This window comes from Pseudoalteromonas sp. MQS005 (assembly GCF_001661605.1).
GTDB lineage: Bacteria > Pseudomonadota > Gammaproteobacteria > Enterobacterales > Alteromonadaceae > Pseudoalteromonas > Pseudoalteromonas tetraodonis.
This window is the reverse complement of the sequence record NZ_LYRQ01000062.1, coordinates 1-24,975: the sequence shown is the minus strand read 5'-3', so window position 1 is coordinate 24,975 and position 24,975 is coordinate 1. Positions and strand designations below refer to the sequence as shown.

Annotated in this window: 16 protein-coding genes; 8 read left to right on the top strand and 8 right to left on the bottom strand. The window is 40.4% G+C overall.

Going from position 1 to position 24,975, the window contains the following annotated elements; translation table 11 throughout:
* Positions 1-128 precede the first annotated feature (128 nt).
* Positions 129-542 carry a hypothetical protein gene (locus tag A9479_RS17100; RefSeq protein WP_013463037.1) on the top strand — a complete coding sequence of 138 codons (414 nt, stop codon included), beginning with the start codon at positions 129-131 and terminating at the stop codon, positions 540-542.
* 356 nt (positions 543-898) lie between these two features.
* Here A9479_RS17100 and A9479_RS17095 read toward each other — a convergent pair whose 3' ends face one another.
* The 4 genes from A9479_RS17095 to A9479_RS17080 all read right to left on the bottom strand — a co-directional run bounded on the left by A9479_RS17095 (position 899) and on the right by A9479_RS17080 (position 7,468).
* Positions 899-2,566, bottom strand: coding sequence for a pseudouridine synthase (locus A9479_RS17095; protein ID WP_064664099.1), 1,668 nt, complete (start codon positions 2,564-2,566; stop codon positions 899-901).
* 151 nt (positions 2,567-2,717) lie between these two features.
* Complete coding sequence (locus tag A9479_RS17090; RefSeq protein ID WP_064664098.1) at positions 2,718-4,766, bottom strand: S9 family peptidase; 2,049 nt, start codon at positions 4,764-4,766, stop codon at positions 2,718-2,720.
* Positions 4,767-4,894: 128 nt separating this feature from the next.
* The gene (locus tag A9479_RS17085; protein ID WP_028834183.1) at positions 4,895-6,121 is read right to left on the bottom strand and encodes a threonine/serine exporter ThrE family protein; all 1,227 of its coding nucleotides are present in this window, start codon (positions 6,119-6,121) and stop codon (positions 4,895-4,897) included.
* Positions 6,122-6,244: 123 nt separating this feature from the next.
* Positions 6,245-7,468, bottom strand: a complete 1,224-nt coding sequence (locus A9479_RS17080; protein ID WP_064664097.1) for a glycosyltransferase — start codon at positions 7,466-7,468, stop codon at positions 6,245-6,247.
* Between the two features lie 508 nt (positions 7,469-7,976).
* Here A9479_RS17080 and A9479_RS17075 point away from each other — a divergent pair.
* Entirely contained in the window at positions 7,977-10,439 is a 2,463-nt protein-coding gene (locus tag A9479_RS17075; protein WP_064664096.1) for a prolyl oligopeptidase family serine peptidase, read from the top strand.
* A gap of 245 nt (positions 10,440-10,684) precedes the next feature.
* Complete coding sequence (locus A9479_RS17070; RefSeq protein WP_033103267.1) at positions 10,685-11,302, top strand: LysE family translocator; 618 nt, start codon at positions 10,685-10,687, stop codon at positions 11,300-11,302.
* Positions 11,303-11,335: 33 nt separating this feature from the next.
* Here A9479_RS17070 and A9479_RS17065 read toward each other — a convergent pair whose 3' ends face one another.
* Positions 11,336-12,220, bottom strand: coding sequence for a LysR family transcriptional regulator (locus A9479_RS17065; protein ID WP_064664095.1), 885 nt, complete (start codon positions 12,218-12,220; stop codon positions 11,336-11,338).
* Positions 12,221-12,448: 228 nt separating this feature from the next.
* On the opposite strand from A9479_RS17065, the gene A9479_RS17060 reads away from it, so the two are divergent.
* From A9479_RS17060 to A9479_RS17050, 3 genes are all read left to right on the top strand, one after another.
* Positions 12,449-14,326 (top strand): ligand-gated channel protein, encoded by a 1,878-nt coding sequence (locus A9479_RS17060; protein ID WP_331711903.1) that lies wholly within the window; start codon positions 12,449-12,451, stop codon positions 14,324-14,326.
* Between the two features lie 582 nt (positions 14,327-14,908).
* The gene (locus A9479_RS17055) at positions 14,909-15,766 is read left to right on the top strand and encodes a PA4780 family RIO1-like protein kinase (protein WP_064664094.1); all 858 of its coding nucleotides are present in this window, start codon (positions 14,909-14,911) and stop codon (positions 15,764-15,766) included.
* Between the two features lie 568 nt (positions 15,767-16,334).
* Entirely contained in the window at positions 16,335-17,378 is a 1,044-nt protein-coding gene (locus A9479_RS17050) for a linear amide C-N hydrolase (protein WP_064664093.1), read from the top strand.
* A gap of 387 nt (positions 17,379-17,765) precedes the next feature.
* Here A9479_RS17050 and A9479_RS17045 read toward each other — a convergent pair whose 3' ends face one another.
* Positions 17,766-18,200 (bottom strand): hypothetical protein, encoded by a 435-nt coding sequence (locus A9479_RS17045; protein WP_231893588.1) that lies wholly within the window; start codon positions 18,198-18,200, stop codon positions 17,766-17,768.
* A gap of 507 nt (positions 18,201-18,707) precedes the next feature.
* Here A9479_RS17045 and A9479_RS17040 point away from each other — a divergent pair.
* Positions 18,708-19,202 carry a GNAT family N-acetyltransferase gene (locus A9479_RS17040; protein WP_064664092.1) on the top strand — a complete coding sequence of 165 codons (495 nt, stop codon included), beginning with the start codon at positions 18,708-18,710 and terminating at the stop codon, positions 19,200-19,202.
* Between the two features lie 302 nt (positions 19,203-19,504).
* On the top strand, positions 19,505-19,813 hold the full coding sequence (locus A9479_RS17035) for a hypothetical protein (RefSeq protein WP_064664091.1): 309 nt from the start codon (positions 19,505-19,507) through the stop codon (positions 19,811-19,813).
* Between the two features lie 625 nt (positions 19,814-20,438).
* Here A9479_RS17035 and A9479_RS17025 read toward each other — a convergent pair.
* A complete protein-coding gene (locus A9479_RS17025) occupies positions 20,439-22,022 on the bottom strand; it encodes a sulfotransferase (protein ID WP_064664089.1) in 1,584 nt (527 codons plus the stop codon).
* 350 nt (positions 22,023-22,372) lie between these two features.
* Complete coding sequence (locus tag A9479_RS17020) at positions 22,373-24,787, bottom strand: TonB-dependent receptor (protein WP_064664088.1); 2,415 nt, start codon at positions 24,785-24,787, stop codon at positions 22,373-22,375.
* Between the last annotated feature and the right edge of the window lie 188 nt (positions 24,788-24,975).

Sequence of the window (24,975 nt, the reverse complement as noted above, 5' to 3'; positions counted from 1 at the left end):
AATAGCTGCTTTGTTAATCGATTTATTAAACAAGCTTAACAGCTATTTACAATTATTATGAAATAAAAGGGAGTTTGTACGGTCTTTATTGCTTATTAGTTTATTTATATCTTTTTTAAGGAAATTTTATGACAGGTTCAATGAATACTGATGTACAAAATCGTTTGCAGTGGTCTTTATTATCGCTTCGGTGTGGGGTGTTTATAGTGATGGTAATGTGGACGCTAGATAAATTTGTAAATCCGGGGCATAGCGCCCGAATTTTTGAACACTTTTATGGGATCAGTGGTTCTACCGATACTATTGCTTATATTTTAGGTGCACTGCAATTATTGCTAGTAATAGCATTTTTGGTCGGTATTAAAAAACGTATTACTTACGGTGCTATTTTTATAATGCATGGTTTATCTACGCTTTCTTCATATAATCAATACATTGATGGCTTTAATAATTTACTGTTTTTTGCGGCGTGGCCGATGTGGGCTGCGTGTTTTGCGCTTTATTTATTACGCGATCAAGACGTAAAATTTACGATTAAATAATAAAGGCAAAAAAAATGGTTATAAGCGTTAGCCTATAACCAATAAAGTACACAGGGAGTGTAGGAAGTTCTGTTGTACACAGTAAACGGTTAGTTACTCATTTACTGTGTGTCATCAAAAGCGCTTATTGGCGCTTTTAATCAAATAAAGTGGACTGTAATAAATACTTGTTTTCATAAAAGCAAAGCTAATGCCAACTTTTAATGCATTGAAATATATAGCTATTTATTGTTTATAAGTAGAAGCTTTGCATAATGCAGGTAAATTTTTCTATATTGCAACGGTAAAGGTTACCGTTGCAATATAAAAAAATGGCAAGGCTTTTTAAAACAGAGAGGAGTTTTAGTATCGCTGATTTAAAAGTCAGCGGCTACTTCAAATTCTAAACGTTGATGAGAAATAGGGTGGGTGAAGGCTAAATACTCGGCATGTAAATGTAAGCGCTCTGCCTCCTCACCATAATGAGTATCGCCAACTATCGGGGTATTTAAACCTAATTGATGAGCGCAATGCACCCGTAACTGATGTGTGCGCCCTGTTTTAGGGTATAACTGCAGTCGGGTGGTGTTGTTTTTGCGCTCCAGTACATACCATGTGGTTAACGACGGTTTACCGGTTTTATAACACACCATTTGGCGTGGTTTATCATCAAAGTCGAGCACAAGAGGTAAATTAATCACTCCGCTATTCTCAGTGATATTGCCCGCCACTAAAGCAACGTAACGCTTTTCAATTGTGCGTTCAATAAACTGTTTTTGCAGCGCTTTATGTGCGCGCTTATTAAGCGCAATAATTAACAGCCCTGAGGTCGACATATCTAACCGATGCACAATAAGTGGGCCAGAAGCCGCGGGGAACTGAGTTTTAATACGCATGTACACTGAGTCATCAATATTAATCCCTGGCACCGATAAAAATTCAGCGGGTTTGTTTATTACCAGTAAATCATCGTCTTGATAAACAATAGTTAAGTCTTTCCCTTTTGCTGGATTTGTTAGTAATGGGTTTTCTTCAACATTTAAGCCTTTTAGCATATGACCTAAAATCGGTTGGCATTTGCTATAACATGATGGGTAATAATGTAAGTGATGCCTAATTGCTGATTTAGGCGGTGCACCCCACCAAAATTCGGCCATAGCCACTGGTTTTAAATGGTGCTTGTATGCATATTGTAATAATTTAGGGGCGGCGCAATCCCCCGCTCCCGAAGGTGGAGTGTGCTCAGGAAGTTTGGCAAAAATAGCATTCAGATCGGTCACTTCACCGTGTGCATTTAAAAATTGGTATTGAGCAAATAATTTCTTTTGTAGGTTTTTTGAGAGTGTTTTGCGGCGCTTTTTTAATCCGTTAATTTCACCCAGCATAGCTGCTTGGGTTTGCTCAAGCGCTGTAATTTGCGTTTGCCAGTCTTGCTTTAATGCCTGCAGTTGTTTTTTCTCAACAATACTCTGCCCAGCTAAGGTTGTTTTAAGTTGTTCAAAGTCATCGGCAATGAGTTGCTCTTGGCCAGTTTGGCGTTGCTCTTTTCGCTGTTTGCGGGTCACTTGCATGGCTTGTTGTTTGGCTACAAGTTGCTGTTCATAATTTTTACGTGCTGTAGCTAATTGCTGCTCAATGGCTTGATAATCTTCACTGTTTTCTAATGCCGTAATTTGCGCATTAATGGCGTTAATGATTTGGCTTTGCTGACTAAATACAGCATCGTCTATGTGTTTAAGTGCCACATTAGGTGCAAAATTCAGTTGCTCATCTATGCCCGCTATTTGCCCCGAATAGGCGCTAATAAACCCCAGTTGTTGCGCCTGATTTTGAACGACTAGCACACCAAACATTTTACCCGCATCAATATCATCCGTATCTAAAATAGCCTTATCGAGCTTTTTTAATTGCTGTTGTAATTGCTGTGCAGCGGCAACGGCCAAAGGGTGCGGTTTATAATAAAATGGAAATGTAAACTGCTCAGGCAGAGCAAGGGAATCGACGTTTTCATCAAAAACGGTAAAGCAGCTAGCAGGGTTTGACATGGCAGTAAAATTAGCAGTTAACAAAATAATTGCCAAGAGTTTAACATAAGCTGTGCTATGTCACTAAGGATGCGTGCTCGCCAATTTAGACCTATAAAAAAGGCCAACATTTTTATGTTGGCCTTTTAAAATTAAACGCGTTTATAAGTGCTTATTTATTTGCGTCTTTGACTTCTTTTAACTTAGCAGCATGGTCAATTTCAAATGCAGGCATCTCTTTTTTTCCTTCCATTAAATAGTTGTCCATCCAGCGCATTAAACGCAAGCTGTAGTCGTATTGCGCTGCCACTTTACGGTTACCATGACCTTCACCTGGGTAATAAACAAGACGTACATCTTTACCTTGCACTTTCATGTAGCGGTAAAGCTCCATAGATTGTGCAGGGTGAACGCGAGGGTCCTCTTTACCGTGCATAATAAGCAGAGGTGTTTCAGATTGACCTGCCCAGTAAATAGGGCTGCGCTCTAAGTACCACTGCCATTTATCCCACGGGTATGAACGTGCATGAACTAGGTTCATTTCGTTAGAAATATCAGTAGTACCAAATTTAGACAGTTGGTTGGTGACACCCACAAACATAACGCTTGCAGCAAAGTGTTTGGTTAGTTTTGTTGCGCCCCACGCTGATGCATAACCACCGTACGACCCCCCTGTAATACCAACACGTTTAGCGTCTACTAAACCCATATCAACAAGGTGATTTTTAAAGTCAACTAAATCGTCAAACTCTTTACCTGCGTAATCGTTTTGGCCTAATTTTGAGTAATCTACGCCTTTACCTGTAGAGCCTCGGTAGTTAGGATAAAACACCGCATAGCCACGTGCTGCACCCATTTGACCTGGGCGTGAGTAGTTAGTGACCCAGCCGTCTTTATCATGGCTTTCAGGGCCACCGTGTACCGACATAATCAGTGGGTAGCGCGTGCCTTTTTCATAATTTAATGGGTAAACAAGCACACCATCAAGCTCAACACCGTCGCGTGCTTTAAGGGTAATGGTTTCTTGCTTGGCAAAGCGTTTATCATTTAACCAGCTATTTGAATCGGTTAAACGTGTTGCTTTATTGCTGCGCACAATAAACACTTCGTTAGGGTGTTTTGCGGTATTACCACGAAGTGCGAGTGTTTTATCTGAATCTGAAACACTCAATTGTGAGGCAATAAATTCACCTTCTTTGACTAATTTTTTGTATTTATTAGAGCCCGTTTTAATGCTCGCTACAAAACTTTGCGTGCCTACATTGGCAATAAAGTTAAGTGTATTACGCTTATGCGACCATTCAAAATCAACAACGTGCCCCATAAAGTCAGGTAACCATTCAGTGATTTCAGCGGTTTTAGTGTCAGCAATAAATAAGCGGCCTGTTGCAGGGTCGTGCTTATCTTCTGCACCTAAAATAGCAATGTATTTACCATCATGCGACAGTTCTGCATCACCTAGCTTGCCTTCAGTTTTAAACGATAAGGTTACTTTATTGCTAGCAATATCAAACAAATGCCACATAGATTTTGTGTATTTATCATCAATCAATGCGGTAGGTTGAGTTTTAACCAGTAGCTTTTCACCATTAGCAGCCCAGTTAACATCACTCACGTAATTATCAACGTTGAGTGCGGTGGGGGTAAGTGGTTTATCCGCTTTAGCTAAGTCAACAATAAAAAGCTGCTTGTTCTTTAAGCCCATTTCATATACTTCAGCTTTAAAGCCAAGTTTTTTAAGTTCTTTTTCTGACTTGTCTGCTGCAGGCATCGCTAAAATAGCCACCTGTTTGTTGTCTGGGCTTAATTTGTAGCTTGAAATTGATGTGTCTTTTAAAGCAAGAACAGGTTGTGCTTGGCCGCCATCAACAGGTATTTGGTAAAGCGAGGTAAATTTATCGTCTTTTAGCTTGGCTAAAAAATAAATTGTTTTACTGTCGTTTGACCATTCTATGCTTTTAATATTAACCGAGCCGGTAATGAAAGGACGTTCAACGCCTTTATCATCCACAACATAAAGTTCACTGTAATTACTGCCGTTCTCATCAACATATAATGTACGCGGTAACGATCGTGTAAACGCAACGTTGTCGCCATCTGGGCTAACACTGGTTTGGATCACAGATTTAATTTTTGGAATGTCTTCAACAGTGATGGCCGATTGCGCAAATGCAACTGAGCTTGAAAGCCCAATTGCCAGCGCTAAGCTAGTTTTTAGCATTGTTATTTCCTTTGCTTTATAAGATTTACCTCATTATAACAATGTGTAACCAATATACTAAAAAATGCGATTAATCCTCAAAAGAGGACGTTAAGTGAAGTGATTCTTGTGCAATACCGCGCATACATTTATAGACTCTTTTTAGGAGGAAGCGCCACGTTTGCAAAAATAAGTCCTGCCACGAGCGACATAAAAATTAAAAACGTTTGCTGCCCAATATGTTCAGCATAAACAAAGTCTTGACCTTCAATGAGTGAGTTTAAACCTATGTACGTTTTGCTCCCCGGTACCAACACAATTAAGCCTTGCATAGCTACAATGGAAGCAGGGGCATTAGCAACCCGATTAAATAAGTTACTAAATACACCGACAGAAAATGCGCCAACAAAGGTACCCAGCGTGTAATCTAAATACATGGCAGAGCCAATACTGGTGCCGTAGGCTATAAATCCTGAGGCAATAGACCAAGCAGCATGTTTAAACTTAGTTCTAAATATCACAATTAAGCTGCTACATAGTAAAAATATAGCTAACCAAGCTGTCCATTTAGGCAGTGGCTCTGGCTGTACAAAATCAGCTTGGCCAAAAATAGCAAAGCCAATAGCAATACCAATAAATGCACCAAAATAAAGTTTAAACAGCAACATAAACGAGTCCATAACGCGTGCTGTGCCAGATACTAAATGCCGCGCTGCGAGTTCAGCTAAACCAAGTGCCAGTGCTAGGCCTGGAATAAACACAATAATGGCCGACAGAACAATTAAACGAATATTAATATGCGCATCTAAATGAACGCTAATGGCACACGCCAGTACCGCTGAAACAATGGCCACTAAGGGCTCTAACATGTGGGCAACGCGCTTAGAACGTGCCGACCACAGCACAAATAAATAAACAACAAAGGTTAATAAACCAGACCACAGCACGTCATTCCAACTGGTGCCCATTAACATAGCAAATGCGCCGCCAGAGGTAGCAAAGGCAATACCTGTAATCACTCTATTGTAAGGGTTTGGGGCATCAAAAATGATATCAAGTTGCTGATCAACTTCTTGCAACGTTAATTCATCATTAAGCATTTTATTAACGAGATCATCGGTATCTGCAAGTGAGCCTAAGTCATGATCGCCAGGGTCTACGCGGGCAACATGGGTGTATTCATCTTCATGACCATCAGTCCAAATAACAAAGGTAACCGATGTTGGCGACATGACAAACGATGATTTAAGACCGAGGTAAGTCGCCACTTCCATTAAATGGGCTTCTAAGCGATATGCCGGTGTACCGTACTTATGAAGCATTTTGCCCAATTTAACGATAAATTTGCGTTTTTCTGTAAACGTTGCGGTTTTCAAATTTGTTTTGAACCAACTATTAAATAACTAAGCTAAAAATATAGGCAATAATGCTAAAATTGCCCAAGTTTATTTGCGGCGATTTTAAACACAAATCGCCGTCTGTCTAGTCATTTCTCACCGTTATTTTTTATTTTTTTCTGCTATCCATTGCGACATGTATTGTGTGCTGCGCATGGTGTGATGTTTTAGCATTTGACCGGTGAAATTTTTCATTCTATGCGCCGATAAATTTTGGCTTACTAATTGAATTTTTTCGATTAAATTGTGGCTCAACTGCGCTTTATCATAAAGTGTATGAAGTAACTCATTACCAGCTTTTTGTGCAGCTATAAACTCAGCCTGATTGGTATAAATTGAGACAGCAGCGTTTGCAAATTCTTCTGCATTTTGAGTGATAGCCCCAGGCCATGGTAAATGGCTATGCATACCTTCGCTACCTATTGGCGTGGTGACGCTTGGGGTTTGCATGATCATGGCCTCTAAAAGTTTGCCTTTTATGCCAGCACCAAAACGAAGCGGGGCTAAACAAATGCGCGCGCTTTGCATTACTTCATAAGCATCATCTGCCCAGCCTTTAATTAAAAAACCGGTTTTAGGGTTATTAAGTGCGGTGGCTTTAGGTGGTGGGTATGAGCCATAAATGTGCAGCTCTGCCTGCGGTAGTTGTTTGCGGATGAGCGGCCAAATTTTTTGTAAATACAGTACTGCATCCCAGTTAGGGGCATGCCTAAAATTACCAATAGTCATAAAGTGTTGGCGCTGCTCATACGATTTAGTTTGCTCAGGTAAGGCGCTTAAATCAACCATAAATGGTAAATGATGTAACACAATAGGCTCAACTTTAAACACTTCATTGAGTAGTTCCATCTCATAGCTTGAGATAATTAAGCTTAAGTCACAGCGTAAAATAGCGGCTATTTCACGTTTAGCTATGTCTGATAGTAAATCGCTATGGTTGAATTCACGCTCGCCTTTATGGGCTTCATGGCGGGCATTGCGCAGGCATTGTAAATCTTCGGTGTCTAAAATTTTAAGTGCATTTGGGCAATGCTTATCTACGCGCCAGCCAAATTGTTCTTCCATCATAAAACGGTCGAACATAACAATATCTGGGTTGTAGGCTTTAACGTAATCATCAAAACTATCGCAGTTAAGTGCGATGCTTTGACTGGTGATGCCGTAATCGTTCAGATTTACCATGTGCTCGGTTGGTTGTGCAGGCGTAGTAAATTCAACATCCCAGTTTTGCGATTTAAACGCATTAAGTAACGACATCATGTGCGTACCCGCAGCAGACGAATTGGGCTCTGGCCATACATAGCCAATTACCAGCACTTTTTTCATTGGCTAGATCTCTTATTATTAGGGTCTGTTGACCTTTCAAGGTTAAATTTGCAGCAGTCTGTTTGGTATTTAGGCAAGGCAGAGCCTATGTGGTGTGGTTGTTCCCCACAAATAGGCGATAACGCAGCATCAATACCAAATAGGCGCTGCCCGAAGGGTTCTGCCTAGGGGCGATTTACTCTTTGTTGCTCGGTTTTTACTTAGCCCACTAGGTTACAAACCTCGCGCCGCGATTAAACCGCCGCTAGTTTGAACAAATTATAATCCGCAAAGGTCAATAGACCCTAGTTTATTTGCGTGCTTTTTCAGCAGTGTAAATACGCTGCGTTTTATTAAGCCAAAGCACATAACGAAAACGCAGTAGCGATAAGTAAATAGTCGCGTAGTTTAACTTATTCGCCTTACTTAAGCATCATTTAGCTGATTTTATCCTTGCTTAACACTTTATGAACAAGGTAAAACGTGTTTATATAGCGGGTAATATTTAACAATAAAAAAGGATGAAAACATGAATGCTTTTAGGCTATTTATTGCCTTGGTAGGCTGCATTGTTTTATTGCCTGCAAGTTATGCAGAGCAAGGATATCAAACCCCTTCACCGGCGCTTGCGGCACTCGTAGATGCTAAGTTAGCACCAACTAGCTCTTTATCAAATGATGGTCAATGGCTTGCTCTGTTTGAACGCAAGCGTGTTGTGTCGCTTGATGAGCTGGCCAAAGAAGAATTTAAGCTTGCGGGAATTAAGCTTAATCCTGCTAACTTTTCACGCTCACGGGTAAGTGCAAAGTACAGCGCGTTAGAGCTTAAGCATGTTCAAAGTGGAACAGTAATAAACGTTAATAATTTGCCTCAGGGGATTATTCGCTCGCCGCGTTGGTCAGCAAATAGTGAATATTTAGCGTTTGTGGTTGAACAACCGGATAACGCACGGCTTTGGGTTTATAACGTTAAAACCAAACAAGCACAGCAGTTAAGTGAGCTTGCACTTAATTCTGTACTAACTGCTACACCTTATCAGTGGTTACCCGATAGCACGGCGATTGTGGCTAATTTAGCGGTAAACTTAGACAAACCAAGATTAACCAATGATACTCAAAGTACAGTGCCGGTTATTCAACAAAGCACTGGCGAAAAAGCCCCAGCAAGGACTTATCAAAACTTATTGACCAGCCCGTTTGATGAAGCACAATTTAAATTTTATGGTCAAGGTCAATTAGCGTATATCACGCTTGATGGTAAAGCACAGCCGATTGGCCGTGCCGGTTTATTTAAATCGTTTTCAATTTCGCCTGATTCAACCAATATTTTAGTCGCGACCATCGACGAGCCATTTTCGTATCAAGTCCCTTACAGTCGTTTTGCAACTACATGGCAAATATGGGGAATGCGTGGCTATGCATTAGTAGAGCTGGCAAAGCAACCCCTTGCCGACAACATTCCACAAGGCTACGACAGTGTACGCACCGGTCGTCGTGATTTTGAGTGGCGAGCCGATCAAGGTGCTGAAGTCATATGGGCCGAGGCGCAAGATGGCGGTGATATGAAAACTGAGGTTGAATATCATGACTACCTTTACAGTTTACGAGCGCCATTTAAACGCGACCCTAAATTATTTGCCAAAGTAGAGCGTCGTTTTGCTGGCATACAATGGGGTAATGATAATATTGCCATGCTAAGTGATTGGCGTTTTAGTGATCGACAAGTGCGCACTTATGTAATTCAACCACGTAATGCCGATAGTAACCGCGTGTTATTTTCAGAGCGCAGTTATAACGATGCCTATAAAGATCCAGGCAGTGCAATTTACGAGCGTAACGATTTAGGTGTTAGCGTAATAAAAGTTGTTGGCGGACGTTACATCTACTTACGTGGCGATGGCGCGTCTGAGCAAGGAAACATTCCTTTTTTAGATCAGTACGATGTTAAAACGAATAGCACCAAACGTTTATGGCAATCAGCAGCGCCTTATTACGAGCGTGTGCGTGCATTGTTAGATGATGAAGGCACAAAATTCATTACTATTCGTGAGTCTAAAACGCAGCAGCCAAACTTTTTCATTCGCGATTTAGATAAAGGCTCGCTAACACAGCTTACTCAGTTTGAGCACCCTTACCCTGCATTTAAAGGCGTAACCAAAGAGCAGTTACGTTATACCCGCGATGACGGTGTTGAGCTTTCAGGTACGCTTTATTTACCACCAGGATATGACAAAACACAAGGGCCATTACCGGTATTGATGTGGGCATATCCACTTGAATATAAAGATAAAGCAGTTGCATCACAAGTGCGTGAATCTGAATACGAATTTACCTACATAGGTTATTGGGGCCCTATGCCTTACCTTGCGAAAGGGATTGCGGTGTTTGACGATCCTAAAATGCCGATTGTAGGCGTTGATGGCAGTGAGCCAAATGATCACTTTAGAAAACAGCTGGTTTCTAGCGCTAAAGCAGCGGTTGATGTACTGGTTGAAAAGGGCATTGCCGATAAAGATAACATTGCTATTGCAGGGCACTCTTACGGTGCGTTTATGGTGGCTAATTTATTAGCACATAGCGATTTATTTAAGGCAGGTATTGCCCGCAGTGGTGCGTATAACCGCACATTGACGCCGTTTGGTTTTCAGGGTGAAGAACGTGATTTTTGGCAAGCTCAAAGTGTGTACGCAAACATGTCGCCGTTTTTCCATGCTGAAAAAATTAACGAACCTATGTTAATGATCCACGGTCAAGAGGACCCTAATTCGGGCACTTTTCCAATGCAAAGTGAGCGTATGTACGCAGCGCTTAAAGGTTTGGGTAAAGAAGCGCGTTTAGTGATGCTTCCTTACGAAGCTCATGGCTACCGTGCCCGTAAAAGCTTATTACATGTACTGTGGGAGCAAGAGCAGTGGCTTGATAAGTACTTGTTTACAGATAAAGAAGCAGATACTGAAACAACTGAAGCGGTTGTAGACGTAAACGCAAATTAATTTGCTTAATGCCGTGAGATTAAAAATATCCTCTCTTAATCTCACGGCACATTGCGCTGAGTTATAGGCTTCGAGTTTCGAGTATCGGGCTTAGAACCTCGGGCTAAGCTCGGTGCTCTTAACCCGATCCTCGAAGCCGTTATTTCTACCTTACTGATAGTTGTTTTATCTTTCACCTTTGGCTTTTTTCCTTTACCATTTCATTCATAATTAACACTAATTTATTAACCTATTGCGAGCTTTAAATGATTGATGTAGCTGCACTTGCGGTATTTATTCCTACCTTCTTTTTTGTATCAATTACACCCGGTATGTGTATGACACTGGCCATGACCTTAGGCATGAGTATTGGCGTGCGACGAACTTTATGGATGATGATAGGTGAACTACTCGGTGTAGCAACAGTTGCGGTAGCCGCGGTGCTTGGTGTAGCCAGTGTTATGCTTAATTACCCCAGTGCATTTGATATTTTAAAATGGCTAGGTGGCGCTTATTTAATCTACATTGGCATTAATATGTGGCGTGCAAAAGGAAAAATGTCGGTTGATACGCATAACACAACAGCCGTGAGCCGATATTCATTATTTTCACAGGGGTTTGTAACCGCCATTGCCAATCCAAAGGGATGGGCGTTTATGATTTCCTTATTACCTCCTTTTATTAACGTGCAATACAGTGTTGCGCCGCAATTAGCGGTGCTGGTGGCCATTATTTTGCTCTCAGAGTTTATCTGTATGATGATTTACGCAACAGGTGGTAAAAGCCTGCGGTTATTTTTAACTAAAGGCAATAACATCAAGTGGATGAACCGAATTGCGGGGAGTTTAATGGTGCTAGTAGGAGTTTGGCTTGCAATTAGTTAACTATAAACAAGCCTTAACCTGAACTTAGGTTATTTAAATAGCTGAAAATGATGCGTTAAGTGCTTTAATTGCAGCTTTTGTTTTTGCTGCTAACGTGTCGCGTGCAGGCGTTAGAGCAAATACATCGTAATGGGGAAGTTGCCAATCAGTGCATATTTCTAAAAGTTCTCCTGTAGCTAAGAAATTGCGTACTTCAGGCTCTGGCAAAATAGCATAGCCTAACTCGTCGAGAACAAATTGAATCACAGTTTGCATATTATTAATGGTAATACGCGCTTTTGGTAGTGTTGTACTTACGCCGCGAGTAAGGTGCGTAAGCGCCGGATCAACAGCTATATGCGCAATACGGTTATGCGCTTTTAGGTCATCCAGTGTGATTTTTGGTTGCTGTGCTAGTGCATGATTTTTATGAACACACAGTATTAATGGCCAACTAGCGAGCTGGCGTGCAATTAAGTTTGAGTCTTCGAGAGGGCCAATCGCCAACACCAAATCAATACCTGTCCTGATCATATCAATGGGCTCGTCAGAAAGCGTTAAGTGCACATCTATATCACTAAATTGGCTAATTAAATGCTTTACAGGCTCGCTTAGTAACCCACCTCCAAAACCAACAGGGGCTGCTAGTTTTAATTGCCCACTTGGACAATTTTGTAAATGCTGTAATTGTTCTGATGTAGCTGTTGCAACGGCAAGCATTTGTAAACAACTTTGATAATAAAGTTCACCCGCCTCGGTAAGCGTTAATTCTCTAGGGCTGCGATTAAATAAACTCAAACCTACATCTTGCTCTATTTGTTTTATTTGCTGGCTAATTGCAGAGGTTGTCATTAAAAGGTCTGCGGCAGCTTTACTCATACTTCCCGTTTGCACTGTGCGAACAAATATATTCAGGGTTTTAGTTAACTTATCACTCATACCGTTAAGCCTTACTTAAATTAGCTTTAATAAAAATAGCGTTGTGAGAAAGGGAACTTCTCATTATTATCGCAAACGCTAATTATTATCATTTACATGCTAAATGTCACGGAGAAATATCATGAACACGGTAAGTTGTAAGTTAAGGCTGGTAACTGCATTTATTTTAAGTACTTTTGCAATTGCTACCCCTGCTTTTGCTGATGAAAAAAACAAGATATGGAAGTAATGGTTGTCACTGCTTCTGGTTACGAACAAATGCTCAAAGAGGCACCTGCAAGTATTAGTGTTATCGACAGAGCGCAGCTAGAAAAGCGCTTTTATCGTGACTTAACCGACGCAATGGCTGATATTCCGGGTGTTATAGTGACTGGCGGAGGTGACAGAAAAGATATTAGCTTGCGTGGTATGGCAAGCCAATACACGCTCATTCTTATCGATGGACAACGCCAAAGTTCAAGAGAAACACGACCAAATAGTGATGGCCCAGGCGTAGAAGGTGCTTGGACGCCGCCAATTTCAGCAATTGAACGTATTGAAGTAATACGAGGCCCTATGTCGTCGCTGTATGGCTCTGATGCAATTGGTGGTGTGATCAATATTATTACCCGTAAAGCGCCAGAGCAGTGGTACGGAGAACTGCGTTTAGACAGCACCATTCAAGAGCAAAGTCAGTCAGGTGATATAAACCAAGCCAGCTTTTTTACTTCTGGTGGCATTATTCCAGATCTATTGGGCGTGCAATTATACGGTCAATTTTCAAAGCGAAATGAAGATGATTTTACTGCAGGATTTCGAGGCAAAGAACAAAGTAATGTAAAAGCTAAGTTCACATTAACACCTAATGATAGTCACGAATTAATGTTTGAACTTGGCTCGGCAAAACAAACATTAGATGAAACCCTCGGGAAAACAGTTGCCGAGCTTGCGCCAGGAGAAAGCTGTGGTCGACGTGGCTGCCCCGAATCAGCAACTACTGAGTATGAGCAACAAACATACTCTATGTCACACAATGGTTTTTATGACTTTGGCTCGTCGCGTAGTTACATTAAATACGATAAGTTTGATAATAACTCACGTGAAATGTTTGTCGAAAATACCGACATTCAAACAACTTGGAGTTTACCGCTATATAGCAATCATAACTCTACGTTTGGTGCGACCTATTTAAAAGAGTCATTGGATGATTATACAAGTAATAAAATCAGCGACTTAACCCATGTAGAAAACGAGCAATGGTCTGTTTTTGGTGAAAACGAATGGGCAGCAACGGATGACTTTAAGCTCACCGCAGGCCTACGTTACGATCATGATGGCAATTTTGCAGGTCATTGGAGCCCACGTTTGTATGGTGTTTATAGCGCATCTAAAGCGATCACTATTAAAGGCGGCATATCAACCGGTTTCCGTGCGCCAAATATTCGCCAATCTACCGCCCAATGGGGACAAGTGAGTCGTGGCGGTAATATTTATGGTAACCCTGACTTAAAGCCTGAGCAATCAGTTAACTATGAAATGGGTGTTTACTATGATTCTGGACGCGATTTAAGCATATCGACAACCGTTTTTTATAATGAATTTGATGACAAAATAACCCGTATAGCTTGCCCATTAACGCAGTGCACAGATGGCCCAAATCAGTTCGGCTCCATGCCAACTACGTACATTAATGTGGATGAAGCCATAACCCAAGGTATTGAGCTATCAGTAGATTACGATATTTCAACTGAAATTGATTTGAGTGCTAGTTATACCTACACCGATTCAGAGCAAAAAACCGGTCAATATAAAGGGAGCCCACTTAATCAGCTACCAAAACATAGTTTACAAACGTCTTTAAATTGGCGTCCAACAGATAAGTTAGGCGGATGGTTACGTGTGCAATATCGTGGAGAAGAAAGCCAGCCTACCACAGGGCCTTCACAAAGTAGTTTAATTGCTCCTGATTATACCATTGCCAATTTAGGCGCTAATTATCAGCTAAGTGACAGCGTTAAACTTGGTGCTGGAATTTACAACTTGCTTGATAAAGAGATCACAGAGCAAGAGTATGGCTATGTTGAAGATGGCCGTCGCTATTGGGCGTCTTTAGTGTGGCAGTTCTAAACACTTTTTAATAATACTAAGTAAACGAGTACGCTAAACCGTGCTCGTTTTTTGGTTTTATCTAGGGTCTGTTGACCTTTGCGGATTAAAATTTGTTCAAACTAGGGGCGGTTTAATCGCGGCGCTCGGTTTGTAACCTAGTGGGCTAAGTAAAAACCGAGCAAAGCTTCCGCGTCCTGCTCACGCCCCTTACCTACATCCATGTAGGCAACAAAGAGTAAATTGCCCCTAGGCAGAACCCAAAGGGCAGTGCCTGTTTGGCATTGATGCTGCGTTATCGCCTATTTATGGGGAATAACCACACCACATAGGTTCTGCCTTACCTAAATACCAAACAGACTGCTGCAAATTTAACCTTGAAAAGTCAACAGACCCTAGGCTCTTGTTCAATAATGTTTAAAAAGCAAAAAAGGCGGTTGGCTTTTTAGCTGTAGTCGCTTATTCTAGCTGCGTAATTTAGTCATTAAATGTAACTTTAAAGTTTACTAATAATTTATAACTTTCTTCAATCCCCAAAGGTATGCCTCGTTTGAACCACATAGCAAAACAAAAAGCCAACCCTGTATTTTTAGTAGGTGTCGTTTGAAAATACCTAAACGCTTACAGCCATTAGTTGATGATGGTTTTATTGATGAAGTGATCAGCCGGTTAATGAGCGGTAAAGAGGCCGATGTATTTGTGGTGGCCTGTGGCGATGAAATTCGCTGCGCTAAAGTATATAAAGAGGCCAGTAAGCGCAGTTTTAAAAAGGCAGCACAGTACCAAGAAGGGCGAAAAGTACGTGGTGGCCGCCAAGCCCGTGCTATGGGTAAGCGTTCAAGCTATGGCCGTCAATTAGAAGAAGAAATTTGGCAAAATGCCGAGGTTGACGCGCTGTCGCGTTTATCTTCAGCAGGTGTTCGCGTACCGCAAACTTACGGCTGCATTGACGGTGTTTTGTTAATGGAACTTGTAAGTGATGATGAAGGCGATGTTGCACCACAGCTTGGTGCAGTTGATTTAACCGAGCAACAAGCCATTGAGCAACATACATTAATGATGCATTACATCAAATTAATGCTGTGCGCTGGGATTATTCATGGTGATTTATCGGAGTTTAACGTACTTGTTGATAGCAACGGCCCAGTAATTATTGATTTACCCCAAGCGGTTAACGCCTCTGCTAATAATAGCGCAGAAGCCATGTTTGCCCGTGATGTAAATAACATGCGCCGCTATTATGGCCAATTTGCACCGGCGTTATTACACACGCAATACGCCAAAGAAATGTGGGCATTGTTTGCAGATGCTAACTTAACCCCGCACTCAAAACTCAGTGGCGAATTTGAAGACGACAGCGAAGCGGCAGATGTAGATTCAGTACTTGACGAAATTCAAGCCGCCTTTGATGAAGAGCAAGAACGTAAAGAACGCATGCGTGATGCTGATAGCGACGACTAAAACCGTTGAATATATGTCTGAACTGGCAAATAGCTTTGAAAAACGCTTAATGATTATGGTTTATGAGGTTTTAAATGGGGTGTTTTCGCCATTGTAAAGAGCCTGCAATGTGTTTATGTAAAAGTTGCGGAGTGTTTTTGTGTGAAAAGTGTGCAATTTCAGCAGGGGAAGGCTTTGTTTGTTCTGAGTTATGTAATGAGAATATGGATATTATTGAAAAATATAATCAACTGAAGTAATACAAATTCTTAAAAAATATGGTTATTTAGAGCATTAAATAAATCGTTACTTGCGTTAAAAGTTATGCCTCTAGGCATTATTCTGCCTTGTTATCGACACGATTTTCTCTTTCAAAACAAGCTCTAAGCGAACGAGTGTAACGTCATTGAATTTTGTATGTGTATCAAGTTAGATTAAATGTATGCGACGTTTACTTATATTTAGTCTGCATTATTTAGTTATTGAAAGAACTCATTATGCGCTGGCTTTGAATTAAGCTAATCTACAATAAACAAACGTTAAAATTGTGGACGCCATTGCGTCTATAAACTTAAGAAAGGGACCTATAATGAAAAATAAACTCAATTTTTTTATCATCATATGCACCAGTTTATTGTTGTTCGCAACATCAGCACTTGCTTGCACGCGAGCTGTCTATCAAGGTCCAGATAATTTGGTCGTTACAGCTCGATCAATGGATTGGAAAGACGAAATACCGGCTAACTTATGGTTGTTTCCCAGAGGAATGCATCGCCACGGAGCAGTAGGGCCTAACTCCGTTACTTGGACCTCTAAGTATGGGAGCATAGTCACCAGTGCATTCGATATATCGAGTACTGACGGAATGAATGAGAAAGGTCTTGTTGCCAATTTACTTTGGCTCGCTGAGTCGACTTACCCTAAGTATGGTTCTGACAAAAAGGGTCTGAGTGTTGCTGCGTGGGTGCAGTACGTACTAGATAACTTTGCCACTGTTGAAGAAGCTGTTGAGGAACTAAGCGCAGAGTCTTTTGTTGTGGTTTCATCTGATATTCCCGGTACAGGTAGATTTGCAACCTTGCATTTGTCTATTTCAGACGCTAAAGGCGATAATGCTATTTTTGAGTATATTGACGGGGAGCTCGTTATCCACCACAGTATGTCTTATACAGTAATGACTAATTCGCCAGCTTTCGAGCAACAGCTTGCGTTAAATGAATATTGGAAGCAGATCGGTGGCCTAACTATGTTACCCGGTACTAACCGTGCTGTAGATCGTTTTGTCAGAGCATCATTTTATATGGATGCTATCCCCAGAACAAGCGATCCAAGGGTAGCTATTGCTAGTACCTTTAGTGTTATTCGAAATGCCTCTGTGCCATTTGGGATTTCTTCTGAAAAAGAGCCAAACATCTCTTCGACTCGCTGGCGATCTGTATCTGACCAAAAAAACCTTGTTTATTATTTCGAAACAGCACTCACTCCCAACACATTTTGGGTGGATCTAAAAAAAGTTGATTTTAATAAAAATAAGCCAGTAAGGCGACTCCTTCTTGAAAATCATGAGGTATATGCGGGTAACGCTCTTAATAAATTTGAGGTATCTGCTCCGTTTTTATTCGCAGGCTTATGATCCTTACTAAGTTACTTATTACGGCACAACGATTTTGTGCCAACACAGTTTGCGTGTGGCACAAAGTAACACATTAGGGTTCTAGGGTTACTGTTTTTGCGAGATGATCAGTTTTAAGTTAATAGTTCACGGTGAGATGTTATTTATCTAAATCTAAAACGCCTTTGATGAAGAGCAAGAACGTAAAGAACGCATTCGCGACGCTGATGAGCAATAACCCTTAATTTACGTGCTGAGTTTTGACTATTAGATCAAAACTTAGCATGTAGGTATGAGCCATAAGGGATGAGTTTAGCTCGTCACTGCAAAATCTAAGTTAGTTCTGTCATTACTATCAACGGGAACCGACAGGTGTGCATTTAACTAAAAGCAGCTTGATACTATCCATTAATTAAATGCCATTGAGTCTGCAAACACATATTCATTATCAATGTAATAGCTGATAAATTCTTCCTCATTAAAATCACATTTATAAAAAAAAGACGTTGTGACAATCTTTTTATTATTTATGGTTATTTCGAATTCAGCCTGTGATGCTTTATTAAATAAAACACTACACTTAGTATTTAAGCCTAACGAATAAACCTTACCATCAATTTCGATACTGTTGTTGCCTAAAGTAATTTCATTGGGAGTTGTTAATAAATGCAAAAAGTAATAGAGCCCTGTTAAATAGAAAAAAGGAGAAACAAACAAAGCAGCCTTTATCTTTACAGACTCAGAGTCATGTAAGTAATAGGTAGAGATCATGGATATTATTGAGAACAAAACAACCATAACAAAATTTGGAGAGAGCCAGTTTTTGGTAAATTTAAATATCATCTTCGATCGCAGAGGTAAGAGTTACGGTCGACTCAATAATTTAAGCAAACAGAAACTAAGGTTCTAAATTTGTAGCCAATCTTATTAAATTAACAATGATATTTCTACATTTAAGCGCCTGAATAAAATATGCACTTCGTCCATTCCCTTGTGTTTGCCTGCTAACCTTTTTGACCACGTTATTGTGATATCGTACAAAGCCCACCTTGTCGTATTTTCGTCGACAACTTTTTAAGCATAAACGAGAGAGTCCTTAATGACTAAAGTTGACACTTTTGCGAAGTTCGACAAAGAGCGAGAAGCTGTTAGTCAGAGCTTTTCTGTATGACGTGAAGTTTTATCCGCTTGTTGGCAGTTTTTTCAATCCATTCTTAAAATTTATTTTGTTGTTATTTTCGAGTAGTTATCGTTTAATAACATGATGTTTTTTTAAAGATAACTACTAGCTAATCTTCATCTCTTTAGTGAAAGCTAATGTCGGACCACACATAAGGAAATAGGTATAAAATGGACACTACAATACGAAAAGCTGAATCAACCGATATCGCTGCAATAAAAATGCTGTGGCAGTTTTACCAATATCATCAGAGTATATTTGATTTAGAAGATGTTGGTTCAGATGGTTGCTATGATATTGATGAAGAATATTTAGAATGTGTAGTGCGTGGTGAGGAAGACTGCATTATTTATCTTGTGCTCGTTTCTAACCAAATTGCTGGTTTTGCTACCGTAGAACCAACTGAGATCGCTGGCAAAGAAATACCTGAGTTGGCTGATATCTTTATTCTACCCAAATATCGAAAACAAGGCATTGCTAAATTCGTTATTCAAAATTTGATGCCTGTTGAAACAAATCAGTGGCATGTAGCAGTTCATTTAAACGATAGTTCAGCGTTGAAATTTTGGAATAGTTTGTTTGATAAATTAAACGTTGTGCATGTTGATAAAGTTGATCCTCCTGAAACAGAAGGCTACCACGAGTTTGTTATCACAAATAACTAGCAAGATTACAACGTCTTCTGCGCTTAAGTAAAATTTGGTAAAGAGCGAAAACCAGCCATTGAGATTGGCTAAATATCGTCGTTAATTGATTAGTTAAACTGCTCTTTGCGCATATATTCATGAAAATGAGCGCTGCGCGCATATTGGTTCATTTAATTTTACTTAAAAGTTTTAGAAAACTTTGTGATAGTAATACCTTAGGTTATTTGTTAAAACTATATAAGCTAGATAAATGAGCGTTAAGTCGGCAGAAATATGCGCGATGAGCGCACTATTAAATTGTTATACGTTTAGGAGAGCTCGTGCGTTTAATCTTATTATTACTTGCAGCTACTTCATTTTGCACATTTGCAAATGAGGAAATTACAATTCATGTAAAAGAGTCAACTTACTCTGTTGGAAACTCAGTGGAAGTATTAACTAATATCGAATTAGAAGATCAACTAGGAGAGTTAAACTTTTCTGCAATAACGCTAGATGTGGACTATTGTGCAGAGCCGCTCACTATTGCTAATGCCTATTTAGCTATTGCTAATAGCAAACCATCAGTAACAGATATTAAGCTAAAGTTAAGTGGTAGCCATGAAGAGAGTAAGTGTAACAACGTATAACAAACAACTGTTGCCACTCACTGCGTTCGCTGGGACAAAAATACGTAGGCTCCCGTCGCTTCGCTCCTTATTTTAGCCTACGTACTTTTGCCCCAAAGTTGGGTGTTATGTTTTTAATCGAATGGATTTACATATGAAGAAATGGGTGCTTAAGAAAAGAATTTTTATGATAGGTTTTTTACCTTTCATGGGGCTATTCGTCGCACTTCTTTTAAATTTTATTGCAGGCCCTGCTTATACAACGTCACTAAATCAAAGTGCACTTAGCGCATATTTTATAGGGTCTGCCATGTGGTCGGTACTTGCGCTTTTTTCAGGGGTATATATGTATTCTAAATGTAGTTCTATGAATCATCTAAAGTTTATCCTTGGAGTATCGTCGGTCAGTTTAGGTATAACTATGCCTTGGATAATAGGTATGTCGTAGTAATCAAAACATAAAAAGTGATTATGGCACGTTGCAGACTATCGAAAATACAAAACGCTAACGTTAATTGAGACAGCCTTTTTTCGTTGAGTTTCGCTCAACCTAACCCACATAAAAATTAAACACTAATCTCACGTTTTAAAACTCCCCGTATTTAGGGGCTGAAAAAATGAGAGCTACCCCCTGCACCCCAAATCTTTATTCAATTGGTATATTTTGCTTTAAAAAGTAAGCCTGCGCTTCATCTGTATGGGGTTTAAACTTTTTCCAGCGGCCTATGGCTTTGTTGTTAAGCGGTTGGCGCACTTGCATTTTGCTGGCGGTTGAAACCGGTGCGGTGTTTAAATGAAAATCAAGGCACTGTGGTTGCCAGTCTAAGTCGCAATAGCTCACTAACTCTTTTATTTTTTGCTCTGGTGCGGTGATGAGCTCTTCGTATTTTACTAGTTTAATATTGCTGTGTAGGGCGCTAAAGTACTGTATTAGTTTATAAAAGCGGCTGTAAAATTTAGCGGTGTCGAGTAAGTCTAACGAGTAAGCATAATACGGGTTGTTAATGGTAAATAGCTGACGATAGTTACCAATGCAGGTGTCCATGGGGTCGCGAAGTAGGCAAATTATTTTGGCGTTTGGCAGAGCTTTGGTAATTAAATCGATATAAAAAAAGTTAAACGGTAATTTATCAATAAAGTGTTTATGGCTACCGGTAACTACACGGGTCGCCTCAAGATAAGTGCTACCAAGTTTTGCAAAATCAAGCTGGTAAGCTTGGCTTAAGGTGTCTGTATCGAGTACTTGAGGCGTGTGTGTTTGGCTAAGCCTTTTTACACTTAAGCCGAAGTCTTGCAGCTCGCCCGCCGATTGTACGTCGCTGTGGCTTGATAAAATTCGCTCAACTAATGTGGTGCCTGAACGTGGCATACCTAACACAAAAATTGGCTCACAGCTTTGGTTGCCAGCTGTTTGTTGGTTTTTATATTTAACACTGAGCTGTTTAATGTGTGCGAATAGTGTCTCAGACGCTTGATTATCAAACGCCTTATTAGCGTGTTTTGCTTTTTTACCTTGTTGTAACGCGGCAAAGGCTGCTGAAAATTCTCCTAGGTCTTGATATTCTTTTGCGAGCGCATGACCTATATGCAGTTTAGCGTCAGGATGATTGACCTGTTCAAATACGTTTTTTAATCGCGTTATGTGGTTGTTTTGCTCAGTGACTTTAGTTAAATCAGCTAAAGCAAAATGACTTTGATGATGAAGCGGATTCAGTGCAATGGCATTTTCAAACGCGTGCTGCGCCTTTTCAAACTGGCCTAAAAACTTAGCACATACTCCATAGTTATAATAAAACTGCGGCTGACCAGTATTACTCGCCTCAGCTAAACTTAATGCGCATATAAAGTAATCAGCAGCATGTTGATATAAACCCGCTTGGGTGAGCGCGACGCCTAATGTATCGGCATCAAGTGCTTTACTAATAAGTTCAAGTTTAACGCTGAGGGCGGTATTTTTTGCTTTTTGTAAGTCGCCGGTAAGGGCGTAACACTTGGCAAGTTGCGCTGTATATTCAATAGACTTAGTGAAGCTTAATGCTTTTTCAATTAGCTTTATCGCTTTATAAATTTGGCCAACCTGTAAATTAACCATGGCGAGTAAAAAGTAGCCATCAGCAAAGTCTGGCTTTTGTGTTACCAGCTCAACCAGTGCTTTATGCGCTTGCTGAATATTGCCTTGGTTTAAGTTGTTTATAGCGCTTTGGTGTAGTTGTTTTAAGTTTGGCTGCATGAATACTCTTATAAATAATGTACTTACAAATAAAAAGGCTCAAAATTAATTTGAGCCTTTTTATTGTACTTAAACTTATCGTTGGGCCTGTTGACCTTTCAGGGTTGAATTTGCAGCAGTCTGTTTGGTATTAAGGCAAGGCAGAGCCTATGTAGTGTGGTTATTCCCCATAAATAGGTGATAACGCAGCATCAATGCCAAACAGGCGCTGCCCTTAAGGGTTCTGCCTAGGGGCAATTAACTCTTTGTTGCTCGGTTTTTACTTAGCCCACTAGGTTACAAACCTTGCGCCTCGATTAAATCGCCCCTAGTTTGAACAAATTTAATCCATAAAGAACAGCAGGCCCTAATTATATTTCAAACTTATAGTTAAATTTAATGCCTACAGTAAGCGGGCGATTAACATAGTAACCATAGTTACGTTGTATGTCTGCGCCATTCGCTGTTGTAATATCTGCATCTGAGCGACGAACAGAGGTAACCGCATATTTATTAAACAGGTTGTCTACATATAAAGTGGTAGACCATGCATCGGCGGTTAATTTAGCTGAAATATTACTTAAGCTATAACCTGGGAGTGCTTCACCGTTGTCACGTAGGCCTACTTTTGAAATTACATCACTTTGTGCAGTTAAACCGTAGTTAATATCTAAGGTTTTATCATTTAACACGTCTGTTTGGTAGTTAATCCCCATAGAGAACTGATGCTCTGGCGAGCCTGGTAAACGGTCGCCATCTACCGCGCCATCACTCCCGTCAGCATTAAATAAATACGGTGCGTCTGAAGTTAGCTCTGCTTTTGTATAGGCATAAGTTGCATAGGCAGTAAATGAGTTTGATAAAATTGCACGCGTGGCAATCTCAATCCCTTTCGCATTAGCGCTACCTGCATTTGACAGGTACGGTAATTGGCCAACGGTGGTTGCCCCTGCAATTTGTGCGTTATCCCAATCAACATTGAATAGCGCGGCGTTAAAGTGTAGTTGGCTTCTAAACCATGTACTTTTAAAGCCTAGCTCATAGTTAGTTGTGGTATCTGCTTCATAAAGCATTTCATCAGGTGTACCGCAGCCTGTTTGTTGATCCTCAGGTAAGGGCACAGGACAAGGGACTAGGCCATTTGAGCCGCCAATTCTGAAGCCTTCGCTAACAGTGGCGTATCCCATTACAGTATCAGTAAACTGATACTTAGCATTAAATTTAAATAGGTTACCGTTGTCGCCTGCTTTGTTTTCTTCAAAATTAATTGAGATTGCATCAGGAGCAGCACCTTCATACAAGGTATTTGCTAATGGGAAGTCAAAAGCCGCTTTTGACTCAACATCGTATTCGTAAAAACGCGCGCCAATGGTAATGTCGAGTTTATCGGTTACTTGGTAACCCACTTCACCAAAAAGCGCTGATTCAGTGACTTTGCTGCCAGTAATTTCTAAATATTCTAAAGAGTCTGGTCTAAGTTGTGCGCCACCAAAATTATCAACCGCGAACTGATCAAACCCTGGTGTGTACTCTCTGCTTGATGCATCGGTGTCGGTTTTGTTGTAAAAACCACCAACAATCCAACTTAAATCGCTATCACTTTGTGAGACTAAACGCAGTTCTTGGGTAAAGGTGTCTTTTTCGTCAATTTCACGGGTAAACGCTGAAAACGAAGGAAACTCTTCGTAGCCATAGTCTAAGCGAATTAAAAGATCAGTTTGGTCGCGTTGCCCATCGGCGTCAAATTGAGAAATACCGGTAGCTGAGACCAGCTCAGCAAAACCTAAGTCGGCTTTAAGTTCAAGGCTTAGTAATTGGTCTTCTTTTATCCGTGGCTCTTCATAACGGTACGCTGACTCGTATTTGCCAATGCGATCATTTAAGCCATTGTTAGCATTAAGGCTGTTGTGATGAACAATAGAACGACCCTCAGTATCTTGCTTTTGATAGAAGTAGTTTAATGTACCTTCGAATGACTCGTTTGCTTTGTAACGCAATGAAATACGGCCAGTTGTGGTTGTTTCACCGTTGGCGTCTTTTACATTTTTAAGATTGCTGTTGACTGCATCAAGGTTTGTCCAATCAGGGTCGGTAATCGACACACCTGGTTCACGAACGGTGTAAGCGTAGTCAATAAACCCTGGGTCTTCATAAATATTTAAACTGGTACGAACAGCAAGTTTGTCTTCAATTAATGGTAAATTGAAGATAAAACCAGTTTCGCCACCGACCGAATCACTTTCTTGAGTTTGAAAAACATCACCAAATACTTCACCTGATATAAAATCAAGCTCTGGCTCTTTAAGCATGTAGCGAATAGCGCCACCTAATGTACCAGCCCCGTATAGTGTGCCTTGCGGCCCAATAAGTACTTCCACTCGTTCTACATCAACAAGGCGCATATCTACCGATACTGGAATTTCGTTAATGTAGGTGGCTACCGTGCCGCCATCTGATGAAGGGCCTGATGAATTTGTATTTAATCCACGCACAATAATAGGCGAGCCAGAGCGACCACCTTGATCAGTAATTGTTAAACCTGGCACCCAACGCGCTACATCGGCTAATTCGCTGATATTTTGGTCTTTCATTACATCGGCATCGAGCGCGGTAATGTTAAGAGGCGCAGCTTGAATTGAGCCACTTCGGCGCGTTGCTGTAACCTCAATAACTTCAAGCGATTTGTTCTTTTCAATAACTTGCTCTTGAGCCACTGCATTACTGCTAAATAATACACCGCTCAGTGCGCTTGATACAGCCAAGGTTAACAGGCTTGGTTTAAACATAAAAAGTGATCCTAGTTCAATAAAATGTGTTTATAAATGAGCGCTAATAGTATCAGGGTGTTTTAGTGATTGAAATAAAAATATGAATTTTAATTCACTTTTTTAGAATAAAAATATAGAGGGCGAGTTTAAGTGTTTCACGCTGTATATTAAATAAACAAAGGCGTTGCTTTAAAATCAACCAAAAT

Bases quoted from the DNA above. Each gene is read 5' to 3' on its own strand.
- A9479_RS17100 (WP_013463037.1), top strand. From the start codon at position 129: ATGACAGGTTCAATGAATACTGATGTACAAAATCGTTTGCAGTGGTCT.
- A9479_RS17095 (WP_064664099.1), bottom strand. From the start codon at position 2,566: ATGTCAAACCCTGCTAGCTGCTTTACCGTTTTTGATGAAAACGTCGAT.
- A9479_RS17090 (WP_064664098.1), bottom strand. From the start codon at position 4,766: ATGCTAAAAACTAGCTTAGCGCTGGCAATTGGGCTTTCAAGCTCAGTT.
- A9479_RS17080 (WP_064664097.1), bottom strand. From the start codon at position 7,468: ATGAAAAAAGTGCTGGTAATTGGCTATGTATGGCCAGAGCCCAATTCG.
- A9479_RS17075 (WP_064664096.1), top strand. From the start codon at position 7,977: ATGAATGCTTTTAGGCTATTTATTGCCTTGGTAGGCTGCATTGTTTTA.
- A9479_RS17070 (WP_033103267.1), top strand. From the start codon at position 10,685: ATGATTGATGTAGCTGCACTTGCGGTATTTATTCCTACCTTCTTTTTT.
- A9479_RS17065 (WP_064664095.1), bottom strand. From the start codon at position 12,220: ATGAGTGATAAGTTAACTAAAACCCTGAATATATTTGTTCGCACAGTG.
- A9479_RS17060 (WP_331711903.1), top strand. From the start codon at position 12,449: ATGGTTGTCACTGCTTCTGGTTACGAACAAATGCTCAAAGAGGCACCT.
- A9479_RS17050 (WP_064664093.1), top strand. From the start codon at position 16,335: ATGAAAAATAAACTCAATTTTTTTATCATCATATGCACCAGTTTATTG.
- A9479_RS17045 (WP_231893588.1), bottom strand. From the start codon at position 18,200: ATGATATTTAAATTTACCAAAAACTGGCTCTCTCCAAATTTTGTTATG.
- A9479_RS17040 (WP_064664092.1), top strand. From the start codon at position 18,708: ATGGACACTACAATACGAAAAGCTGAATCAACCGATATCGCTGCAATA.
- A9479_RS17025 (WP_064664089.1), bottom strand. From the start codon at position 22,022: ATGCAGCCAAACTTAAAACAACTACACCAAAGCGCTATAAACAACTTA.
- A9479_RS17020 (WP_064664088.1), bottom strand. From the start codon at position 24,787: ATGTTTAAACCAAGCCTGTTAACCTTGGCTGTATCAAGCGCACTGAGC.